18 protein-coding genes are annotated in these 19,918 nt (G+C 68.3%); 1 reads left to right on the top strand and 17 read right to left on the bottom strand.

Annotation, left to right across the window (positions count from 1 at the left end; genetic code table 11):
* Window positions 1–6: 6 nt before the first annotated feature.
* The 16 genes from nuoN to ACIBVQ_RS11130 all read right to left on the bottom strand — a co-directional run bounded on the left by nuoN (window position 7) and on the right by ACIBVQ_RS11130 (window position 17,863).
* Window positions 7–1,560 carry an NADH-quinone oxidoreductase subunit NuoN gene (gene nuoN / locus ACIBVQ_RS11205; RefSeq protein WP_352010909.1) on the bottom strand — a complete coding sequence of 518 codons (1,554 nt, stop codon included), beginning with the start codon at window positions 1,558–1,560 and terminating at the stop codon, window positions 7–9.
* On the bottom strand, window positions 1,557–3,104 hold the full coding sequence (locus tag ACIBVQ_RS11200; protein WP_352010910.1) for an NADH-quinone oxidoreductase subunit M: 1,548 nt from the start codon (window positions 3,102–3,104) through the stop codon (window positions 1,557–1,559). The genes nuoN and ACIBVQ_RS11200 overlap by 4 nt, the downstream gene beginning before the upstream one ends.
* A complete protein-coding gene (nuoL, locus tag ACIBVQ_RS11195; RefSeq protein WP_352011278.1) occupies window positions 3,104–4,945 on the bottom strand; it encodes an NADH-quinone oxidoreductase subunit L in 1,842 nt (613 codons plus the stop codon). Before nuoL ends, ACIBVQ_RS11200 begins: the two co-directional genes overlap by 1 nt.
* Before the next feature lie 70 nt (window positions 4,946–5,015).
* Complete coding sequence (nuoK, locus tag ACIBVQ_RS11190) at window positions 5,016–5,312, bottom strand: NADH-quinone oxidoreductase subunit NuoK (protein ID WP_352010911.1); 297 nt, start codon at window positions 5,310–5,312, stop codon at window positions 5,016–5,018.
* Window positions 5,309–6,235, bottom strand: coding sequence for an NADH-quinone oxidoreductase subunit J (locus ACIBVQ_RS11185; protein WP_362778064.1), 927 nt, complete (start codon window positions 6,233–6,235; stop codon window positions 5,309–5,311). Before ACIBVQ_RS11185 ends, nuoK begins: the two co-directional genes overlap by 4 nt.
* Window positions 6,228–6,743, bottom strand: a complete 516-nt coding sequence (gene nuoI / locus ACIBVQ_RS11180) for an NADH-quinone oxidoreductase subunit NuoI (protein WP_271216307.1) — start codon at window positions 6,741–6,743, stop codon at window positions 6,228–6,230. The genes ACIBVQ_RS11185 and nuoI overlap by 8 nt, the downstream gene beginning before the upstream one ends.
* Window positions 6,730–8,082 (bottom strand): NADH-quinone oxidoreductase subunit NuoH, encoded by a 1,353-nt coding sequence (nuoH, locus tag ACIBVQ_RS11175; RefSeq protein ID WP_352010913.1) that lies wholly within the window; start codon window positions 8,080–8,082, stop codon window positions 6,730–6,732. The genes nuoI and nuoH overlap by 14 nt, the downstream gene beginning before the upstream one ends.
* Before the next feature lie 7 nt (window positions 8,083–8,089).
* On the bottom strand, window positions 8,090–10,558 hold the full coding sequence (locus ACIBVQ_RS11170) for an NADH-quinone oxidoreductase subunit G (protein ID WP_362778061.1): 2,469 nt from the start codon (window positions 10,556–10,558) through the stop codon (window positions 8,090–8,092).
* A 64-nt stretch (window positions 10,559–10,622) separates the two neighbouring features.
* A complete protein-coding gene (nuoF, locus tag ACIBVQ_RS11165) occupies window positions 10,623–11,909 on the bottom strand; it encodes an NADH-quinone oxidoreductase subunit NuoF (protein WP_352010915.1) in 1,287 nt (428 codons plus the stop codon).
* Window positions 11,906–12,607: an NADH-quinone oxidoreductase subunit NuoE gene (nuoE, locus tag ACIBVQ_RS11160; RefSeq protein ID WP_352010916.1), complete on the bottom strand. Its 702-nt coding sequence runs from the start codon at window positions 12,605–12,607 to the stop codon at window positions 11,906–11,908. Before nuoE ends, nuoF begins: the two co-directional genes overlap by 4 nt.
* Window positions 12,604–13,917 carry an NADH-quinone oxidoreductase subunit D gene (locus ACIBVQ_RS11155; RefSeq protein ID WP_386195092.1) on the bottom strand — a complete coding sequence of 438 codons (1,314 nt, stop codon included), beginning with the start codon at window positions 13,915–13,917 and terminating at the stop codon, window positions 12,604–12,606. Before ACIBVQ_RS11155 ends, nuoE begins: the two co-directional genes overlap by 4 nt.
* 17 nt (window positions 13,918–13,934) lie before the next feature.
* The gene (locus ACIBVQ_RS11150) at window positions 13,935–14,612 is read right to left on the bottom strand and encodes an NADH-quinone oxidoreductase subunit C (RefSeq protein WP_352010917.1); all 678 of its coding nucleotides are present in this window, start codon (window positions 14,610–14,612) and stop codon (window positions 13,935–13,937) included.
* Window positions 14,613–14,665: 53 nt separating this feature from the next.
* Window positions 14,666–15,217 carry an NADH-quinone oxidoreductase subunit B family protein gene (locus tag ACIBVQ_RS11145; RefSeq protein ID WP_352010918.1) on the bottom strand — a complete coding sequence of 184 codons (552 nt, stop codon included), beginning with the start codon at window positions 15,215–15,217 and terminating at the stop codon, window positions 14,666–14,668.
* A gap of 2 nt (window positions 15,218–15,219) precedes the next feature.
* The gene (locus ACIBVQ_RS11140) at window positions 15,220–15,579 is read right to left on the bottom strand and encodes an NADH-quinone oxidoreductase subunit A (RefSeq protein ID WP_352010919.1); all 360 of its coding nucleotides are present in this window, start codon (window positions 15,577–15,579) and stop codon (window positions 15,220–15,222) included.
* 134 nt (window positions 15,580–15,713) lie between these two features.
* Window positions 15,714–16,991: a geranylgeranyl reductase family protein gene (locus tag ACIBVQ_RS11135; RefSeq protein ID WP_352010920.1), complete on the bottom strand. Its 1,278-nt coding sequence runs from the start codon at window positions 16,989–16,991 to the stop codon at window positions 15,714–15,716.
* Window positions 16,992–17,137: 146 nt separating this feature from the next.
* A complete protein-coding gene (locus ACIBVQ_RS11130; RefSeq protein ID WP_352010921.1) occupies window positions 17,138–17,863 on the bottom strand; it encodes a demethylmenaquinone methyltransferase in 726 nt (241 codons plus the stop codon).
* A gap of 496 nt (window positions 17,864–18,359) precedes the next feature.
* Here ACIBVQ_RS11130 and ACIBVQ_RS11125 point away from each other — a divergent pair, with 496 nt between their 5' ends.
* Entirely contained in the window at window positions 18,360–19,637 is a 1,278-nt protein-coding gene (locus ACIBVQ_RS11125; protein ID WP_362912499.1) for a delta-60 repeat domain-containing protein, read from the top strand.
* On the opposite strand, the gene ACIBVQ_RS11120 is transcribed toward ACIBVQ_RS11125, so the two are convergent.
* Window positions 19,638–19,835, bottom strand: a complete 198-nt coding sequence (locus ACIBVQ_RS11120) for a DUF4229 domain-containing protein (RefSeq protein ID WP_352010923.1) — start codon at window positions 19,833–19,835, stop codon at window positions 19,638–19,640.
* Between the last annotated feature and the right edge of the window lie 83 nt (window positions 19,836–19,918).

The following is a 19,918-nucleotide window of genomic DNA, read 5'->3' as shown; positions in this document are numbered from 1 at the left end:
ACTCCTCTAACGAATGAACAACGCGGACGCAGCCTGGTCCGCCAGAGTCAGCACCGGCTGCGGGAAGACCCCCAGCACTACGGTAGCCGCTGCCGCCAGAGCGACCACAGCCGAGGTGCCGACGCTGGGCGTCGCGATGCTCGGGCCGTCCGCCGCGGGCTCGTTGAAGAACATCAGCACGATCACGCGCACGTAGAAGAACGCCGCGATCGCCGAGCTCACCACACCCACGATGACCAGCGGCAGCACCCCGCCGCCGACCGCCGCGGTGAACACCGCGTACTTCCCGAAGAAACCGCTCGTCAGCGGGATGCCCGCGAAGGCCAGCAGGAAGAAGGCGAAGATGCCCGCCAGCATCGGGGACCGCTTGCCCAGACCCGCCCACCGGGACAGGTGCCCGGCCTCGCCGCCCGCGTCGCGGACCATGGTGACGACCGCGAAGGCGCCGACCGTGGTGAAGCCGTAGGCCGCCATGTAGAACAGGACCGCCGACAGCGCCTGGGAGTTCTGCTCCGCGGCGCCGGTGGCGATCACGCCGGTGAGCATGAAGCCCGCGTGCGCGATGGAGGAGTAGGCGAGCATGCGCTTGATGTCGGTCTGGGTGATCGCCAGGATCGCACCGACGATCATCGTCAGGATCGCCACGCCCCACATGACCGGGCGCCAGTCCCAGTCGAGGTTGCCCAGCGCCACCCAGAAGACGCGCAGCAGCGCGCCGAAGGCGGCGACCAGCACGGTCGAGGCCATCAGCGCGGTGACCGCGGTCGGCGCGCCCTGGTAGACGTCGGGCTTCCACGCCTGGAACGGCACAGCGCCGATCTTGAACAGCAGGCCGACGCCGAGCAGCGCGATGCCGACGAGCAGCAGGGTCTGCTGGCCCGAGACGCTGCCGAGCGACTCGCTGATGGCCCTCAGGTCGACCGACCCGGCGTAGCCGTACACCAGGGCCGTGCCGTAGAGGAAGAAGGCCGAGGAGAAGGCGCCGAGCAGGAAGTACTTGACCGAGGCCTCCTGCGAGAGCAGGCGGCGACGGCGGGCCAGGCCGCACAGCAGGTACAGCGGCAGGGACATGACCTCAAGGCCGACGAACATGGCCAGCAGGTCGTTGGCCGCGGGGAAGAGCAGCATGCCGCCGACCGCGAACAGCAGCAGCGGGTAGACCTCGGTCTGGGCGAATCCGCTGCGGACCGCCTCCTCCTCGTCCACGCTGCCCGGTACGGCCGCCGCCTGCGCGACGAACTGGTCGTCGTCGTTGATCAGCAGCGCGCTGACGAAGGCCAGGATGAGGATGATGCCCCAGATGAACAGCGCGGGACCGTCGACCGCGACCGCGCCCATGGCGGCGGCCCGCTCCGGCAGGCCGTTGAGGGCCGTCAGGATGGTCGTGACGAACGCGCCGACCAGCGCCAGCAGCGTGAGTGGCATCTGGATCGACTTGCGCAGGTAGCGAGGCGCGAACGCCTCGACCAGCACACCGACGAGCGCCGCGCCGAACACGATCAGCATCGGGGACAGCAGCGCGTACTCGATCGTCGGGCTGGTGATGGTGGTGCCGTTCACTGCCCGGCCCCCTTCTTCTCAGCGACGGCCGGAGTGATGTGGACGTTGGAGATGTGAACGTTGGACAGCGTGTGGTCCACCGCCGGGTTGATCATGTCGAGCGCCGGCTTGGGGAAGAACCCAAGAGCGATGATCATGACGATCAGCGGGCCGACCACCCACCGTTCCCTGGCGTCGAGGTCGGGCAGGCCCTTGACCTTCTCCGCCGTCGGGCCGTTCATCGTGCGCTGGTACATCCACAGGATGTAGATCGAGGCCAGGATCACACCGGTGGTCGCGATGACCGTCGGGACGACGTAGCGCTCGTAGCTGCCGAGCAGGACCATGAACTCGCTGACGAAGGTCGACAGACCCGGCAGCGAAAGGCCGGAGAGCCCGGCGATCAGGAAGGTGCCCGCCAGCACGGGGGCGACCTTCTGCACGCCTCCGTAGTCGGCGATCTGGCTGGAACCGCGGCGGTAGATCAGGAACCCGGTGATCAGGAACAGCGCACCGGTCGAGAAGCCGTGGTTGACCATGTAGAGCGTGGCGCCGGCTCCCGCGTTCGTGGTCATCGCGAAAACGCCGAGGGCGATGAAGCCGAAGTGCGAGATCGAGGTGTAGGCGATCAGGCGCTTCATGTCGGTCTGGCCGATGGCCACGATCGCGCCGTAGATGATGCCGATCACCGAGAGCGCGATCACCAGCGGCGTGAAGAACTTGGCCGCGTCGGGGAACAGCTCAAGGCAGAAGCGGAGCATGCCGTAGGTGCCGACCTTGTCCAGCACACCGACCAGCAGTACGGCCGCGCCGGCCGGGGCCTGCGCGGCCGCGTCCGGCAGCCAGGTGTGGAAGGGCCACAGCGGCGCCTTGACCGCGAAGGCGATGAAGAAGCCGAGGAAGAGCCACTTCTGCGTGGTCGGGTCCTGGATGACCCCGACCAGCTCGGGGAACATGAAGGTGCCCTTCTCGGCGATCACGTAGAGCGCGATCACCGCGACCAGCATGAGCAGGCCGCCGAAGAGCGAGTAGAGCAGGAACTTCACGGCCGCGTAGGACCGCTGGGCGCCGCCGTACGACCCGATCATGAAGTACATCGGGATCAGCATGGCTTCGAAGAAGACGTAGAAGAGGAAGACGTCGGTCGCCGCGAAGACGCCGATCATCATCGCTTCCAGCACCAGCAGCAGCGCGAAGTAGGTCTTCACGGACCGCTTGGGCGGGGCCGCGGCCCCGGTGCCGTCCGCGTCGTGCCAGGAGGCCAGGATCACGATCGGCACCAGGATGACCGACAGCGCGATCAGCACCAGGGCGATGCCGTCGACGCCGACGCCGTAGTGCACGCCGAAGGCCGGGATCCAGTTGTAGACCTCGGCGAACTGGAAGCGGGTCTCCTTCGCGGCGCCCAGGGCCGGGTCGAACCTGAACGCCATCACGGCGGTCAGGACCAGCACGACCAGCGAGACCACGAGGGCCACCTGCTTGGCGAGCTTGTCACTCTTGACAAGGGAGACACCCACCGCGCCCACGACGGGCACGGCTATCAGGGTCGAGAGCCAGGGCATCACATGTTCCCTACGTAGAGCAGCGCGCCAACGACCACGGCGGCACCGAAGAGGATGGACAGCGCGTACGACCGTACGTAGCCGGTCTGCACGCGGCGCAGCCGCCCGGAGGTGCCGCCGATCGCCGCGGCCAGCCCGTTGACCAGGCCGTCGATGCCTCGGTTGTCGAAGAACACCGCGAGCCGGGTCAGCCACTGGCCGGGGCGCATGAGCAGCGCCTCGTTGAGGGCGTCGCCGTACAGGTCACGGCGGGCGAAGGTGGTGAGGAACGAGCCGCGCGGGGCGACCCGGGGCACCTCGGCGGCGCCGTACCTGAACCAGGCGAAGGCGGCGCCGACGGCGACCAGTGCGAGCGTGGCCAGGCCGGGGACGCTGAAGGGGTGGAAGCTGGGCAGCTCCTCCGGCAGGCCGACGGCCGGGCCGAGGAAGAGCATGAACCGGTTGCCCAGGACCAGGAAACCACCCAGGAAGATCGACCCGATCGACAGGATGATCAGCGGAACCGTCATGACGGCGGGCGACTCGTGCGGGTGGGCGTCCTCCTCCCAGCGCCGCTTGCCGAAGAAGGTCATGAAGACCATCCGCGACATGTAGAAGCCGGTGATGCCCGCGCCGACGACGGCGAGCCAGCCGAGGATCTGGTTGTGCTCCATGGCGGTCTCGATGATGCCGTCCTTGGTGAAGTAACCGGACAGCAGCGGGAAACCGATGATCGCCAGGTAGCCGATCATGAAGGTGATCGCGGTGATCTTCATCACCGAGAACAGCCCACCGTACTTGCGCATGTTGACCTCGTCGTTCATGCCGTGCATGACCGAACCGGCGCCGAGGAACATGTTGGCCTTGAAGAAGCCGTGGGTGATCAGGTGCGCGATGGCGAAGGTGTAGCCGACCGGGCCGAGGCCCGCGCCGAGCATCATGTAGCCGATCTGCGACATCGTCGAGCCGGCCAGGCCCTTCTTGATGTCGTCCTTGGCGCAACCGATGATCGCACCGGCGAGCAGCGTGGCCACACCGACGATCGTCACGACGAGCTGCGCGGTCGGGGCGGCCTCGAAGAACGCGCCGGAGCGGACGACGAGGTAGACACCGGCGGTGACCATGGTCGCGGCGTGGATGAGGGCCGAGACCGGGGTCGGGCCCTCCATCGCGTCCAGCAGCCAGGACTGCAGCGGCAGCTGGGCGGACTTGCCGCACGCGCCCAGGAGCAGCAGCAGGCCGATGGCGGTGAGCGTGCCCTCCGAGGCGCCGCCCGCCGCGCCGAAGGCCTCCTTGAAGGTGACCGAGCCGAACGTGGTCCAGATCGTGAAGATCGCGATCAGGAGGCCGAAGTCACCGACCCGGTTGACGATGAAGGCCTTCTTCGCCGCCACCGCGGCCGAGGGCTTGAACTGCCAGAAGCCGATCAGCAGATAGGACGCCAGACCGACGCCCTCCCAGCCGATGAACAGCCCGACGTAGTTGTCGGAGAGCACCAGCAGCAGCATGGCCGCGACGAACAGGTTCAGGTAGGAGAAGAACCTGCGACGGTCGGGGTCGTGCGACATGTAGCCGATCGAGTAGATGTGGATCAGCGAACCCACACCGGTGATCAGCAGGGCGAAGCTGATCGACAGCGGGTCGATCAGCAGGCCCATGTTCGCGACGCCGGGGATGAACTGGTAGAGCTCGACCGCCATCCGGCGCTTGTCCTCCGGCTGACCGAGCAGCTCGACGAAGGACAGCACCGCGACGACGAACGCGGCCAGCGACATGGCGACGCCGAGCAGGTGCCCCCAGCGGTCGGTACGGCGGCCGCCGAGCAACAGGATCGCGGCGCCGATCAGCGGCAGCGCGATCATCAGCCAGGAGACCCCGACCACCCCACCGGAGTGCGGGACGATCTCAGCGAGAGATTGCACCTGCCACCTCTTAGTACTTCAGCAGGTTCGCGTCGTCGACCGACGCGGACCTGCGGGTTCGGAAGATCATCACGATGATGGCCAGACCGATCACGACCTCTGCCGCGGCCACGACCATCACGAAGAACGCGATGATCTGGCCGTCCAGGTTGCCGTGCTGTCTGGCGAAGGTGACGAACGCGAGGTTGCAGGCGTTGAGCATGAGCTCGATGCACATGAACACCACGATCGCGTTGCGTCGTGTCAGGACACCGATGCCGCCGATCGCGAACAGCAGTGCGGAGAGCACCAGATAGTGGGTGGTCACTTGCCGTCCTCCTGGTGGGCTTCCCGTACGGCCTCGCCCGTCGCGGTCTCGTCCGTGACGGTTTCGTCCTCGGTGCCGGCCTGGGAGGAGTCCTGAGCGACGTTGTCCTCGACGACGGCCCGCGCGTCCGCGTGGGAGTCGTCCGGGGTCACGTCCTGCTCCGCCAGCCGCTCCTCGACGAGGATCTGCTTGACGATCGCCGCCCGCCGGGGGTCGGTCGGCGTGACGCCGTCCTCCTCCTCGTGCCTGGCGAGCACCCGGTTGATCGACTTGGTCGCGATCGTGCCGTCGGGCAGCAGGGCGGGCATGTCGATGGCGTTGTGCAGGGCGTAGGTGCCGGGGCCGGGCAGCGGCGAGGGCTGCGGACCGCTGAAGCGGGCGCGGGCCAGGTCACGCTGGGTGGCCTTGGGCCGTACGCGCTCGCGGTGGGCCAGGACCATCGCGCCGAGCGCCGCCGTGATCAGCAGCGCCGAGGTGACCTCGAAGGCGAAGACGTACCTGGTGAAGATCAGCTGGGCCAGGCTGGGCACGTTGCCGCCCGCCTGCTTGACCGCGTTCTCCAGGCCCTTGGCCGGGCCGATCAGCGTGTTGCCGACCGCGAGCGCGAGCAGGGCCGCGAAGCCCAGGCCCGCGACGGCCGCCCAGAACCGCTGTCCCTTGATCGTCTCGACCAGTGAGTCCGCCGAGTCCACGCCGACGAGCATCAGCACGAACAGGAAGAGCATCATGACCGCGCCGGTGTAGACGATGATCTGCACCGCGGCCAGGAAGGGCGCGTCCTGGACGGCGTAGAGGACCGCCAGGGAGAGCATGACCATGCCCAGCATCAGGGCCGAGTAGACCGCCTTGCGGCTGAAGACGAGGCCGAGGGCCGCGCCGACGGAGACCACCGCCAGCACCCAGAACGTGATGGTCTCACCCATTGTTTCGTCCCAGCCGGTAGTAGTCCTCTTCGGTCTCGCCGAGACGCATGGCGTGGGGCGGGGCCTCCATGCCGGGACCGAGCGGCGCCAGCAGCATCTCCTTGGTGTAGATGAGGCTCTCGCGGCTCGAATCGGCGAGCTCGTACTCGTTGGTCATGGTCAGCGCCCGGGTCGGGCAGGCCTCGATGCACAGGCCGCACAGGATGCACCGCAGATAGTTGATCTGGTAGGTGCGCCCGTAGCGCTCGCCCGGCGAGAAGCGCTGCTCGTCGGTGTTGTCCGCTCCCTCGACGAAGATCGCGTCGGCCGGACAGGCCCAGGCGCACAGCTCGCACCCGACGCACTTCTCCAGGCCGTCGGGCCAGCGGTTGAGCTGGTGACGGCCGTGGAAACGCGGAGCCGTCGGCCGCTTCTCCTCGGGGTAGTTGACCGTTTCGACCTTCTTGAACATCGTGTGGAAGGTCACGCCGAACCCCTTGACGGAGTTCAGCCAATCAGTTGCTCCCACTGGGAACCTCCTTGCGCGCTACCCCGTGGTAGTGCGGCAGGTCGAGCGGCGGCACTGGGAAGCCACCCGCGGCCGGTTCTGCGTCGAGCTGCGCGAACTCCGCCTCGACCTGGGCCGCCTTGGCGTCTCTGCGCTTCTGCAGCACGTTGTCGAAGCGCCACCACAGCGCGAAGCACCCGACCAGCACGAGGCCGGCCAGGATCAGGATCAGCTGCCTGTTGACGCCCGGGATCTGGAAGGCCTTCATGGTCGCCACCAGGAGGATCCAGCCGAGGTTGACCGGGATGAGGACCTTCCATCCGAGGGCCATCAGCTGGTCGTAGCGGACTCGCGGCAGCGAGGCGCGGCACCAGATGAAGAACGAGAAGACGAGCACCATCTTGAGGAAGAACCACAGCAGCGGCCACCAGCCGGTGTTGGCCCCCTCCCACATGGAGATCGGGAACGGCGCCCGCCACCCGCCCATGAACAGGGTGATCGACACCGCGGAGACCACGAAGACGTTGACGTACTCGGCGAGCATGATGACCGCGAACTTCAGCGAGTTGGAGTACTCGGTCTGGAAGCCGCCGACCAGCTCGCCCTCACCCTCGGGCAGGTCGAAGGGGACCCGGTTGGTCTCACCCAGCATCGTGATGACGTAGATGAGGAAGGAGGGGATGAGCAGGACCATGTACCACGAGGGCAGCTGCAGGGTCAGCCCGCCGAGCGTGACCTCCCTGCCTCCGGCCTGCGAGGCGACGATCTCGGAGGTGGACAGCGTCCCGGCGTACAGGAAGACGCCGACGAACGACAGGCCCATCGCGATCTCGTAGGAGACCACCTGGGCACTGGCCCGCAGGCCACCCAGGATCGTGTACGGCGAGCGCGAGCCCCAACCGGCCAGGACGATGCCGTAGACGCCGATGGAGGCCATCGCCAGCACCAGCAGCACCGCGACCGGCAGGTCGGTGAGCTGCAGCGGGGTCTTGACGCCGAACATCGAGACGATCGGCCCCATCGGGATGACCGAGAAGGCGAGGAAGGCCGGGACCGCCAGGACGACCGGGGCGATGAAGTAGATCACCTTGTCCACGGTCCTGGGCATGAGGTCTTCCTTGAGACCCATCTTCAGACCGTCGGCGACCGACTGCAGAAGGCCGAACTTACCGGCCCTGTTGGGGCCGTAGCGGTTCTGCATACGGGAGATGAGCTTGCGCTCGAACCACACGCCGAACAGCACGCCCAGCATCAGGACGACGAAGATGACGACGGCCTTGATGATGCTGATCCAGAGCGGGTCGTGGCCGAAGTCCGCAAGGGACGGATCGCCCGCAACCGCGAGCAAGTGCGTATTCATTGGTCGCTCACCGCTCCTCATTCACTTCGCGGACGGCGCCCGAGACCTGGGCGGCGGTCGCGGCGCCGAGCCTGACGACGTCACCGGCCGTGGCGCGCAGGTCGCGGGTCACCGAACGGCCCGCGGAGTTCGCGGGCAGCCACACGACCCGGTCGGGCAGGTCGGCGACCAGGACCGGCAGGCTCACCGCGCCGCCTTCGGCGGTGACGGTGATCTCACCGCCGTCCGTGAGACCCGCCTCGGCCGCGGTCGCGGCGGAGACCAGTGCGACGGTCGCGCGCTCGGTGCCCGCGAGGTACGGCTCGCCGTCCTGCAGGCGGCCGTCGTCGAGCAGCCGGTGCCAGGTGGCCAGGATCGCCTCGCCCTCCTTCGGGGCGGCGGTCCGGGAGGCCCCCACGTTCGGCGCCTCGGCCCTCGGGCCGCGCCAGGCGCCGATCGCGGCCAGCTCACGGCGGGCGGCGGCGGGGTCGGGCAGGCCGAGGTGGACGTCCATCTGGTCGGCGATCGAGGAGACGACCCGCAGGTCGCTCATGACGCCGGGGACCGGGACGGCCGCCTCGAACGTACGGCCGCGTCCCTCCCAGTTGACGAACGTGCCGGCCTTCTCGCTCACCGAGGCGACCGGCAGCACGACGTCGGCGCGGTCGGTGACCGCGCTGGGGCGCTGTTCGAGGCTCACGATGAACGGGGTGTTCTCCAGGGCCGCCAGGGCGGCCTCCGGGTCGGCCAGGTCGTAGGGGTCGACACCGGCCACCACGAGGGCACCCAGCTCGCCGCCGAGCGCCGCCGTCAGGATGGCGGAGGTGTCACGGCCGGGGGTCGAGGGCAGCGAGGAGACGTTCCACGCCCTGGCCACCTCGGTGCGGGCGTTCTCGTCGTCGATCGGCCTGCCGATGGGCAGCAGGTTCGGCAGCGCGCCCGCCTCGACGGCGCCGCGCTCCCCCGCCCGCCTCGGGACCCAGGCGAGCCTGGCGCCGCTGGTGTCGGCGAGCCGTACCAGGGCCGAGAGCGCGCCCGGCACGGTGGCCAGCCGCTCACCGGCGAGGATGATCGCGCCTGCCCGCCTGATCTCCTCGGAGATCGGCGAGACGCCGGAGACGAGGTCCTCGACGGCCGCGGTCTCCGCGCCCGGCAGGGTGCGCACGAGCGTGCCGCCCATCTTGGCCAGGCCCTCGGAGGCGAACGGCGCGACCGAGAAGACCTTCAGGCCCTTCTTGCGCCACGCCTTGCGCAGACGCAGGAAGACGATCGGCGACTCCTCCTCGGGCTCGAAGCCCACCAGGAGTACGACCGGGGCGCTCTCCAGGTCGCGGTAGCGGATCTCGATGCCCTTGCCCGCGACCGCGTGCGCCAGGAAGCGCTCCTCCTCGGCGGAGTGCGGCCTGGCGCGGAAGTCGACGTCGTTGCTGCCGAGCGCGATCCTGGCGAACTTGGCGTAGCCGTACGCCTCCTCGACGGTGACCCGGCCACCGACCAGGACGCCCGCCCTGCCCCGCGCCGCGGCCAGGCCGCGGGCCGCGACGGCCAGCGCCTCGGGCCAGGAGGCCGGGACCAGGTGACCCTTCTCGTCACGGACGAGGGGGGTCTTGAGCCGGTTGGGCTGGGTCGCGTAGGTGAAGGCCCAGCGACCCTTGTCGCAGTTCCACTCCTCGTTGACCTCGGGGTCGTCCCCGGCCAGGCGGCGGGTGACCTTGCCGCGGCGGTGGTCGGTGCGCAGCGAGCAGCCGCTCGCGCAGTGCTCGCACGCGCTGGGCGTGGACACCAGGTCGAACGGCCGGGCCCGGAAGCGGTAGGCGGCGCCGGTGAGCGCGCCGACCGGGCAGATCTGCACCGTGTTGCCGGAGAAGTAGGACTCGAACGGCTCGCCGTCGGCGGTCCTGACCTGCTCCTTGGCCCCGCGCTCGAAGAACTCGATGAGCGGGTCACCGGCGATCTCGTCGGAGAAGCGGATGCAGCGCGCGCACTGCACGCAGCGCTCGCGGTCCAGCAGCACCTCGGTGGACAGCGCGATGGGCTTGGGGAAGGTCCGCTTGCTCTCCTGGAAGCGGCTCTCGCCCTGGCCGTTGGACATGGCCTGGTTCTGCAGGGGGCACTCGCCGCCCTTGTCGCAGACCGGGCAGTCCAGCGGGTGGTTCAGCAGCAGCAGCTCCATCACGCCGCGCTGCGCCTTCTCGGCGACGGGCGAGGTGAGCTGCGTCTGCACGACCATGCCGGGGGCGACCTCGATGGCGCAGGACGGCTGCGGCTTCGGGAAGCCCCTGCCGTTGCCCGCGTCGGGGATGTCGACCAGACACTGGCGGCAGTTGGCCGCCGGGTCCAGCAGCGGGTGGTCGCAGAACCTGGGGATCTGGATGCCGAGCAGCTCGGCCGCCCGGATGATCAGCGTGCCCTTCGGGACGCTCACCTGGAAACCGTCGATGGTGAGGGTTACCAGTTCTACCGGCGTCTGCGCCGGGGTGGTCGCTTCGACGGTCATGGCGCCTCCTCCGTCGGCCTCATGACCGAAACGGTGCTGTGCTTGCCGGTTGCGTGCCGTCCGCTCACTTGTTCCCCCAGAGCCTTGAGGGGGCGTGGTCGAACGGGCAGCCACCGATCTCGAAGTGCTTGAGGTACTCGTCCCTGAAGTGCTTGACCGACGAGTGGATGGGGCTGGTCGCGCCGTCGCCCAGGGCGCAGAAGGAGCGTCCCAGGATGTTGTCCGCGATGTCGGTGATCGTGGACAGGTCCTCCTCGGTGCCCTGTCCCTTCTCCAGCCGCTTGAGCACCTGCTTGAGCCAGTAGGTGCCCTCCCGGCAGGGGGTGCACTTACCGCAGGACTCGTGCGCGTAGAACTCGGTCCAACGCAGTACGGCCCGCACCACGCAGGTCGTCTCGTCGAAGATCTGCAGGGCCCGGGTGCCGAGCATGGACCCCTTGGCCCCGACCGACTCGAAGTCGAGCGGGACGTCCAGGTGCTCGTCGGTGAAGATCGGCGTGCTCGATCCGCCGGGGGTCCAGAACTTCAGCCGGTGCCCCGCCCGGATTCCGCCCGCCATGTCGAGCAGCTCGCGCAGTGTGATGCCCAGCGGCGCCTCGTACTGGCCGGGCCGGGTGACGTGGCCGCTCAGCGAGAAGATGCCGAAGCCCTGGGACTTCTCCGTGCCCATCCCCGCGAACCAGTCGGCCCCGTTCGCGATGATCGAGGGAACACTCGCGATCGACTCCACGTTGTTCACGACGGTTGGCGAGGCGTACAGGCCCGCCACGGCCGGGAAGGGGGGCTTGAGCCGAGGTTGGCCGCGATGTCCCTCAAGCGAGTCGAGCAGTGCCGTCTCCTCGCCGCAGATGTAGGCGCCCGCGCCGCTGTGGACCACCAGCTCCAGGTCGAACCCGGTGCCGAAGAGGTCCTTGCCGAGCAGGCCCTTGGCGTAGGCCTCGGCGACCGCCGCCTGCAGGCGCCGGATGACGTGCAGCACCTCGCCGCGCACGTAGATGAAGGCGTGGTTGGCACGGATGGCGTAGGAGGCGATGATGACGCCCTCGACCAGCGCGTGCGGGTTGGCCATCATCAGCGGGATGTCCTTGCAGGTTCCCGGCTCGGACTCGTCGGCGTTGACCACGAGATAGTGCGGCTTGCCGTCGCCCTGGGGGATGAACCCCCACTTCATGCCGGTGGGGAAGCCCGCACCGCCACGGCCGCGGAGACCGGAGTCCTTGACGGCCTGGATGACGGCGTCCGGGTCCATGCCCAGCGCCTTCCTGGCCGCCGCGTAGTCGCCGTAGCCGTCCAGGGTGAAGGAGTCCGGCCGGTCCCAGTTGGCCGTCAGGACCGGAGTGAGAGTCGTCATGATGGCTCAGGTGCCTTCCATCCGTTGGCCTTGGCGACCTTCAGGCCCTCCAGGGAGGCGCCCGCCGCGGAGGGGCCGTCGCCGGCCTGGCCGTCGGGCAGGCCCGCCAGCACGCGCGAGGCCTCCTTGAAGGTGCACAGCTTCTTCGGACCCCGGGTGGGCGAGACGTCCTTGCCCGCCTTGAGGTCCTCGACGAGCTGCTTGGCCGACTCGGGCGTCTGGTTGTCGAAGAACTCCCAGTTCACCATCATCACCGGGGCGAAGTCGCAGGCGGCGTTGCACTCAAGCCGCTCCAGCGAGATCTTCCCGTCCGGGGTCACCTCGTCGTGACCGACCCCGGCGTGCTCGGACAGCTCGTCCCAGATCTGGTCGCCGCCCATGACGGCGCACAGCGTGTTGATGCACACCCCGACGTGGTAGTCGCCCATCGGCTTGCGCTTGTACATCGTGTAGAAGGTGGAGACACCGACCACCTCGGCCTTGCTCAGGCCCAGCATCTCGGCGCAGAACTCGTGTCCGGCGTCGGAGACGTAGCCGTCCACCGACTGCACCAGGTGCAGCAGCGGGAGCAGGGCCGACCTCGGCCGGGGGTACCGGCCGATGATCTCCTTGGCGTCGCGCTCAAGGCGCTCACGGACCTCTGGTGCGTACCCTGTGCCCACGGTCGCGCCCCCCTCCTCGTTCCTCTCCTCGTTCATCGGTCGACCCCTCCCATGACCGGGTCGATCGAGGCCACGGCCGAGATGACGTCGGCGACCATTCCACCCTCGCAGGTCGGGGGCACCGCCTGCAGGTTCGTGAAGGACGGGTCGCGGAAGTGCACGCGGTAGGGCCTGGTGCCGCCGTCGCTGACCACGTGGGCGCCGAGTTCGCCGCGGGGCGACTCGACCGAGGCGAAGGCCTGCCCGGCCGGGACCCGGAAGCCCTCGGTGACCAGCTTGAAGTGGTGGATCAGCGCCTCCATCGAACCGCTCATGATGTGCGCGATGTGGTCGGGCGAGTTGCCCAGGCCGTCGGGGCCGAGCGCGAGCTGCGCGGGCCAGCCGATCTTCTTGTCGTCCACCATGACCCGGTCGCCCTTGAGCGGGCCGGAGAGCCGGTCGAGAGCCTGCTCAATGATCTTGAGCGACTCCTCCATCTCGGCCATCCTGACGAGATAGCGGCCGTAGACGTCGGCGGTCTTCTCGGTCGGGACGTTGAACTCGTAGGTCTCGTAACCGCAGTAGGGCTGCGACTTGCGCAGGTCCCACGGCAGGCCCGCGGCCCGCAGCATCGGCCCGGTGACACCCAGCGCCATGCAGCCGGTGAGGTCGAGGTAGGCGATGTCCTTGGTCCTGGCCAGGTAGACCGGGTTGGCGTCGAGCATCTTGCGCATGTCCTTGATGCGCTGCGGCATGATCTTGAGCAGCTCACCGACCTTGTCGACCGCGCCTGCGGGCAGGTCGACCGAGACGCCGCCGGGCCGTACGTAGGCCATGTTCATCCGCAGGCCGGTGATGTACTCCATCACGTCGAGCACCATCTCGCGCTCGCGGGACCCGAAGAGGAACGGCGTGGTCGCGCCGAGCTCCATGCCGAAGGTGCCGATGGCCACCATGTGCGAGGAGATGCGGGTCAGCTCCATCATCATCACGCGGATGGCCTGCGCCCGCTCAGGGACGCGGTCGGTGATGCCGAGCAGCTTCTCGACGCCCAGGCAGTAGGCCGTCTCGTTGAAGATCGGCGCGAGGTAGTCCATGCGGGTCACGAACGTGGTCCCCTGGGTCCACGTCCGGAACTCCATGTTCTTCTCGATGCCCGTGTGCAGGTAGCCGATGACCGTGCGGGCCTCGGTGACCGTCTCACCGTCCAGGTTCAGCACCAGACGCAGCACGCCGTGCGTCGAGGGGTGCTGCGGACCCATGTTGACGACGAGCTGCTCGTCCTGCTGTCCGGTGAGGGTCTCGACCAGTTCCGTCCAGTCGTTGCCCGAGACGGTGTAGACCTTGCCCTCGGTGGCGTCCGTGATCTCTTCGAACGGAGCACTCACGAGTACGACCTCCTCTGGTCGGGCGCGGGGATTTCGGCGCCGCGGTACTCGACCGGGATACCGCCGAGCGGGTAGTCCTTGCGCTGGGGGTGCCCGTCCCAGTCGTCCGGCATCATGATGCGGGTCAGCGCCGGGTGGCCGTCGAAGACGATCCCGAAGAAGTCCCAGGTCTCCCGCTCGTGCCAGTCGTGCGTCGGGTAGACAGAGACCGTGGAGGGAATGTGCGGGTCGGCGTCGGGGCACGCGATCTCAAGGCGCAGGCGCCTGTTGTGGGTGATCGAGCACAGGTGGATCACCGCGTGCAGTTCCTCCCCCTCAAGGTGGGGGTAGTGCACGCCGGAGACGCCGAGCGACAGCTCGAAACGCAGCGCGGGGTCGTCGCGCAGGGTCCTGGCGACCTCGACCAGACGCTCACGCCTGACGTGGAAGGTCAGCTCGCCGCGGTCGACGACGACACGCTCGACCGCGTCGGCCAGCTCGGGGCCCAGGGCGCGCTCAAGCTCGTCGGCGACGGTGTCGAAGTAGCCGCCGTAGGGGCGGGGGGTCGACAGCTCGGGCTTGCGCCGTACGACCAGGCGGCCGTAGCCGGAGGTGTCACCGGTCCCCTTGGCACCGAACATGCCCGTGCGGGCGATCGGCTCCTCCGGGACCCCGGGGAGGTTGTCACTGCTCATGTCGGTCCCTCACCGCTCCTCGTCCGTCGCGCGGGGCCGGTCGTCGCGGCACCTCATTTGGCGGTCCCCTGATCGATCAGGGGCAGCGCCCGCAGCGCCTGCAGTTCGAGCTCGTCGATCTGCTTGGCACGGTGCGCGCCGAACTTCATGTTCTGGATCTTGTCGTGCAGCTTCACGATCGCGTCGATGAGCATCTCGGGCCGCGGCGGGCAGCCGGGCAGGTAGATGTCGACGGGGACGACGTGGTCCACGCCCTGCACGATGGCGTAGTTGTTGAACATGCCGCCGCTGGAGGCGCACACGCCCATCGCGATGACCCACTTGGGCTCGGCCATCTGGTCGTAGATCTGGCGCAGCACCGGCGCCATCTTCTGCGAGAGCCTGCCCGCGACGATCATCAGGTCGGCCTGGCGCGGAGACGCCGAGGCGCGCTCCATGCCGAAGCGCGCCAGGTCGTGCTTGGGACCACCGGTCGACATCAGCTCGATGGCGCAGCAGGCCAGACCGAAGGTCGCCGGCCAGACGGAGTTCTTCCGCGCCCAGCCCGCGACCTGTTCGACCGTGCTGAGCATGAACCCGCTCGGAAGTTTCTCTTCAAGACCCATGTCTAGTCCCAGTCCAAACCCTTGCGGCGCCACACGTAGGTGTAGGCCACGAGCACGGTGACGATGAACAGCACCATCTCGACCAGTCCGAAAACCCCGAGCTGGTCGAACGCGACCGCCCACGGGTAGAGGAAGATGATCTCGATGTCGAACACGATGAACAGCATCGCGGTGATCATGTACTTCAGCGGGAAGCGACCGCCACCGACCGGCTGGGGCGTCGGCTCGATCCCGCATTCGTAGGCGTCAAGTTTCGCGCGGTTCCAGCGCCTGGGACCGGTGAAGGGCGCGATCGTCACCGAGAAGATCGCGAATCCCGCCGCGAGAACGGCGAGCACCAGGATGGGTGCGTACAACTCCATCGCTACGCCTCCTCTCCCATCTCCACGCGCGCCGGCGCGCAGCTCATCAGGTCGTTTCCTTGTTCAGGCCGTTGTGCAAGTCTAGGCAGGGCGATCATCGCTCTTGCCTTCCACGTTCCGTACGTTTGCTGAGGTCATGCCGACGGCGCGACCTTCGACAGAGCGTTGATGATGCGGTCTGACGCATCGCCTCGTCGGTCGGTGAGGTTACCAAGGAGTTTGAGCGCGAAGCGCATCAGTCCGGGATGTGGCAGCGCGTGCCTGGCGGCGAAGTCCATCACCCCGCGGTGCCCGATGAGCTCGACGAAACCCCTGCCCAGGGTGAAGTAGCCACCGTAGGCGTCCTTCAGCGTCTGCGGGTAGGCCCGCAGCACACGCTCACGCTGCGCCGGAGTCGTACGGCCGAGCGCCTGGACGATGGTCTCGGCGGCCACCTGACCGCTCTCCATCGCGTAGGCGATGCCCTCGCCGTTGAACGGGTTGATCATCCCGCCCGCGTCCCCGACCAGCACCAGACCCCTGGTGTAGTGCGGCTGACGGTTGAACGCCATCGGCAGCGCCGCCCCCCTGATGGGGGAGGTCATGTTCTCCTGGCTGAAGCCCCACTCCTCGGGCATGCCCTTGACCCAGCGCTTGAGCAGGTCGCGGTAGTCCATGCCCTTGAAGGACTCGGTGGTGTTCAGCAGTCCGAGACCGACGTTGGAGGTGCCGTCGCCGACGCCGAAGACCCAGCCGTAGCCGGGCAGCAGCGTCTCGCCGTCCCACAGCTCAAGCCAGATCTCAAGGTAGTCGTCGTCGTGACGGGGGCTGGTGAAGTAGGTCCGCACGGCCACGCCCATCGGGCGGTCCTCGCGCTTGTGCAACCCCATCGCCAGCGAGATGCGGGTGGAGTTGCCGTCGGCGGCGACCACGAGGCGGGACCGGTAGGTGACCTCCTCGCCGTCCTTCTTGGCGACCACGCCCACGATGTGGCCGCTGCGGTCGTCGAGGATCGGGCCGGTGACGTTGACGCCCTGCAGCAGGCGGACCCCTCCGCGCACCGCGTTGGAGGCGAGGATCTCGTCGAAGTCCTGGCGGGTGCGGACAAGCCCGAAGTCCGGATAGCTGGCCAGTTCGGGCCAGTCGAGCTCGAAACGTCTACCGCCGCCGACCACGCGCAGGCCCTTGTTCCTGACCCAACCGGGGGCGTCGATGTCAATGCCCATCGCGATGAGCTGCTTGACCGCTCTGGGCGTCAGCCCGTCACCGCAGACCTTCTCGCGGGGGAAAGTGGTTTTCTCAAGCAACAGGACGTCAAGCCCGGCCTGTGCGAGATGGAAAGCGGTTGTCGAACCGGCGGGCCCGGCGCCGACGACGATGACGTCGGCGTCAGCCTCAGCGACATTCCGCTGTACGGCGGCTGGCACGGTCACGGGACCTGTCCTGTCCTACACGCTTTGAGGGCCTCGGGGTGGGGCCTTTCGTTCCTTTGTGAAGACCTTCACAAACTTGTCGCGCCGAAGTCTAACCCCTTTGCGGCGAGAAGTGTCAGGCGGGTACTGCTATCGCCTGTCAATGTTCACGCGGGCTTATATGCCCGATGAAGGGCCACGATGCCCAGAGCGAGATTCCGCCAGGCGACCCGCTTCCAGCCCGCCTCCTGAATGATCTTCGCCAGCCCCGCCTGGTCCGGCCACTCCCTGATCGACTCGGCCAGATACTCGTAGGAGTCGTCGTTCGAACCGAACACCTTGGCGGCCTTCGGCATGAACCGCATGAGGTACTGCGTGTAGATCAGGTCGAAAGAACGCAGCGTGGGGTGGGAGAACTCCAGGATCACCAGGCGTCCGCCCGGCTTGGCCACCCGCAGCATCTCGCGCAGCGCCTGCCCGGTGTCCTGCACGTTGCGCAACGCCGTCGAGATCGTCACCGCGTCGAACACGTCGTCGGCGAACGGCAGTCGCAACGCGTCACCCGCGATGAAACTGACCCCCCGCACCCCGCCACCGGAGATGCCGGAACCGCCGCGCCGCCGTACCCCGGTGCTCAGCATGCCCAGCGAGAAGTCGGAGGCGACGGCCCGCGCCCCGAGGGAGGTGAAGGTGTCGGTCGAGGTGCCGGTGCCCGCGCCCAGGTCCAGGACCAGCTCCCCGGGGCCCGCGTCGACCGCCGCCGCGGTCGCCTTGCGCCACAGCCTGACCTGGCCAAGGGAGATAACGTCATTGACCAGGTCGTACCGCCGGGCCGTGCGATCGAACATCGCGGCGACCTCATGCGGCTGCTTGTCCAGCGAAGCGCGCGTCATGGGGCCCAGCCTATTAGCGCCGTCTGCGTCTCTTTGCTCCGCCTGCGGCGTCGCGGGCTGTGTCTCTTTGCGACGCCTGGCGGCGTCGCGGGCTTGGGCGCTTCGGGTCGGTGCCTTCCCTCGTCACTGCGTCGCTGCGCTCCTTCGCTCCTCAGTCCAGACACCGACGCGCCCAAGCCGGTCCTCTTGCACCGCCTTCGGCAGTGCGGGCTTGGGCGCCCTGAGTCGGTGCTTTCCCTCGTCGCTCATCCGCTGCGCTCCTTCGCTCCTCAGTCCAAACACCGACGCGCCCAAGCCGGAACCCCTCACACTCGGCGCCGGTAAAGCACAAGATCAAAAACCTCACGCACGGCGCCGAAAGCACGGAGGCGAGTCCTCGTTCCCGGTGTCGGGGGCGGGGGCGTTCGGCATCCACGGAAAGTGACGGCTTGATCACTGTGGGTCTGCTAGGAATTACCGAATGTTTACCAGGAGCGTTTCGGCGCTGGTCGCAGCAATGGTTCTTCTGCCGCCCTGGGCGGCCTCGCCCGCAGCGGCGGGCACGATACGGCACACGCGGGTCGTCTCCGCCAACCCGGTGAACAACACCCCCCATGTGCTCGACGGGATCGTCAACGCCATCGCGCTCGTCGGCAGGACGGTGGTGGTCGGCGGCTCCTTCAGTCAGGTGAGGAACGCCGGGAGCAGGACCACGGTGGAGCGCTCCAACATCTTCGCCTACGACCTGGTCACCGGGCGTGTTCTGGCGGGCTTCGCGCCGATCCTGGACGGGCAGGTCAGGGCGCTGGTCGACGGCCCCGGCGGCACGGTCTACGCCGGGGGCGAGTTCACCGAGACCACGGCCACCCAGACCGAAGGCCTGTCGGCGGTCGGGCCCGCCGCCTCGGGGGCGGACACCAACGGCCTGGTCAGGCTGCGGCTGTCCGACGGCGCCCCGATGACGGACTTCGGCGCCCAGACCTACGGGGGCGGGGTCACCGCCCTGGCCAGGTCCGGTTCCCGGCTCTACGTCGGCGGTGACTTCATCGGGATCAGCGGGACCGGCCGTACGGCGCTGGCCAGGCTCGACGCCGTGAGCGGGGTGGTCGACGCGGGCTTCGCCGTACGGCTTGGCGATCCGAGGGGGCGCCGGGTCAAGATCGCCTCGATGGCGTTGAGCGGGGACCGGCTGGTGGTCGCGGGCGACTTCACCACCATGAACGGCCTTTCCCGGCCGCAGCTCGGACTCGTCGACGTCGCCGCCCGTCCCGCGAAGGTCGCCGACTGGCGGACCTCGACCTACGCGGCCAGGTGCAAGGCTGTCTTCCCCTCCTACGTCCGGGGGGTGGACTTCGCCCCGGACGGGAGCTACTTCGCGATCGTCACCACCGGCGGCCCCCAGGGGCCGGACAAGCCGTGTGACAGCACGGCGCGTTTCGAGACGCGCCCCCGGGGCTCACTGGAGAACGTGCGGCCGACCTGGATGAACCTCACCGGGGGCGACTCGCTCTACGCGGTCGCCGCGACGGGCGCGGCCGTGTACGTCGGCGGGCACCAGCGGTGGCTGAACAACCCGCTCGGCCACGACTCCGCGGGCCCTGGAGCGGTCCCGAGGCCGGGAATCTCGGCGATCGATCCGCGCACCGGCAAGGCCCTGTCGTGGAATCCCACCAGGGAGCGCGGAATCGGCGTCAAGGCATTCCTCGCCCATCACGGAGGGTTACTGGTTGGTAGTGACACAACGCGGCTTGGTCACGAGTACCATGCCCGAGTCGGCATGTTCCCGTTGCCGTGATCACTCCTGATTCTTAGTGAATCGCTGACTCACCGCGTCGCGCTGCTTCGACAGCAGGACGTAGCTGGCCACCCCACTGACCAGGAATGCGGCGACCAGCAGGATGAAGGGCTGGCGAAGGCCGAGGAGATAGAGCACACCGATGCTCACGGCCAGGAGTCCCAGCCGGGAGACGGTGTAAACGAAGACGGGATGCACAGCGTTGAGGTTACGTCACCCCACACCCGGCCTGCTCAGGGGTAGGTGTGGGGTGCCGAAGTGGGTGCTTCGCACTGCGCGTG

It is taken from the genome of Streptosporangium sp. NPDC049376 (assembly GCF_044466505.1).
Taxonomy (GTDB): Bacteria; Actinomycetota; Actinomycetes; order Streptosporangiales; family Streptosporangiaceae; genus Streptosporangium.
This window is presented reverse-complemented; position numbering and strand designations above follow the sequence as displayed.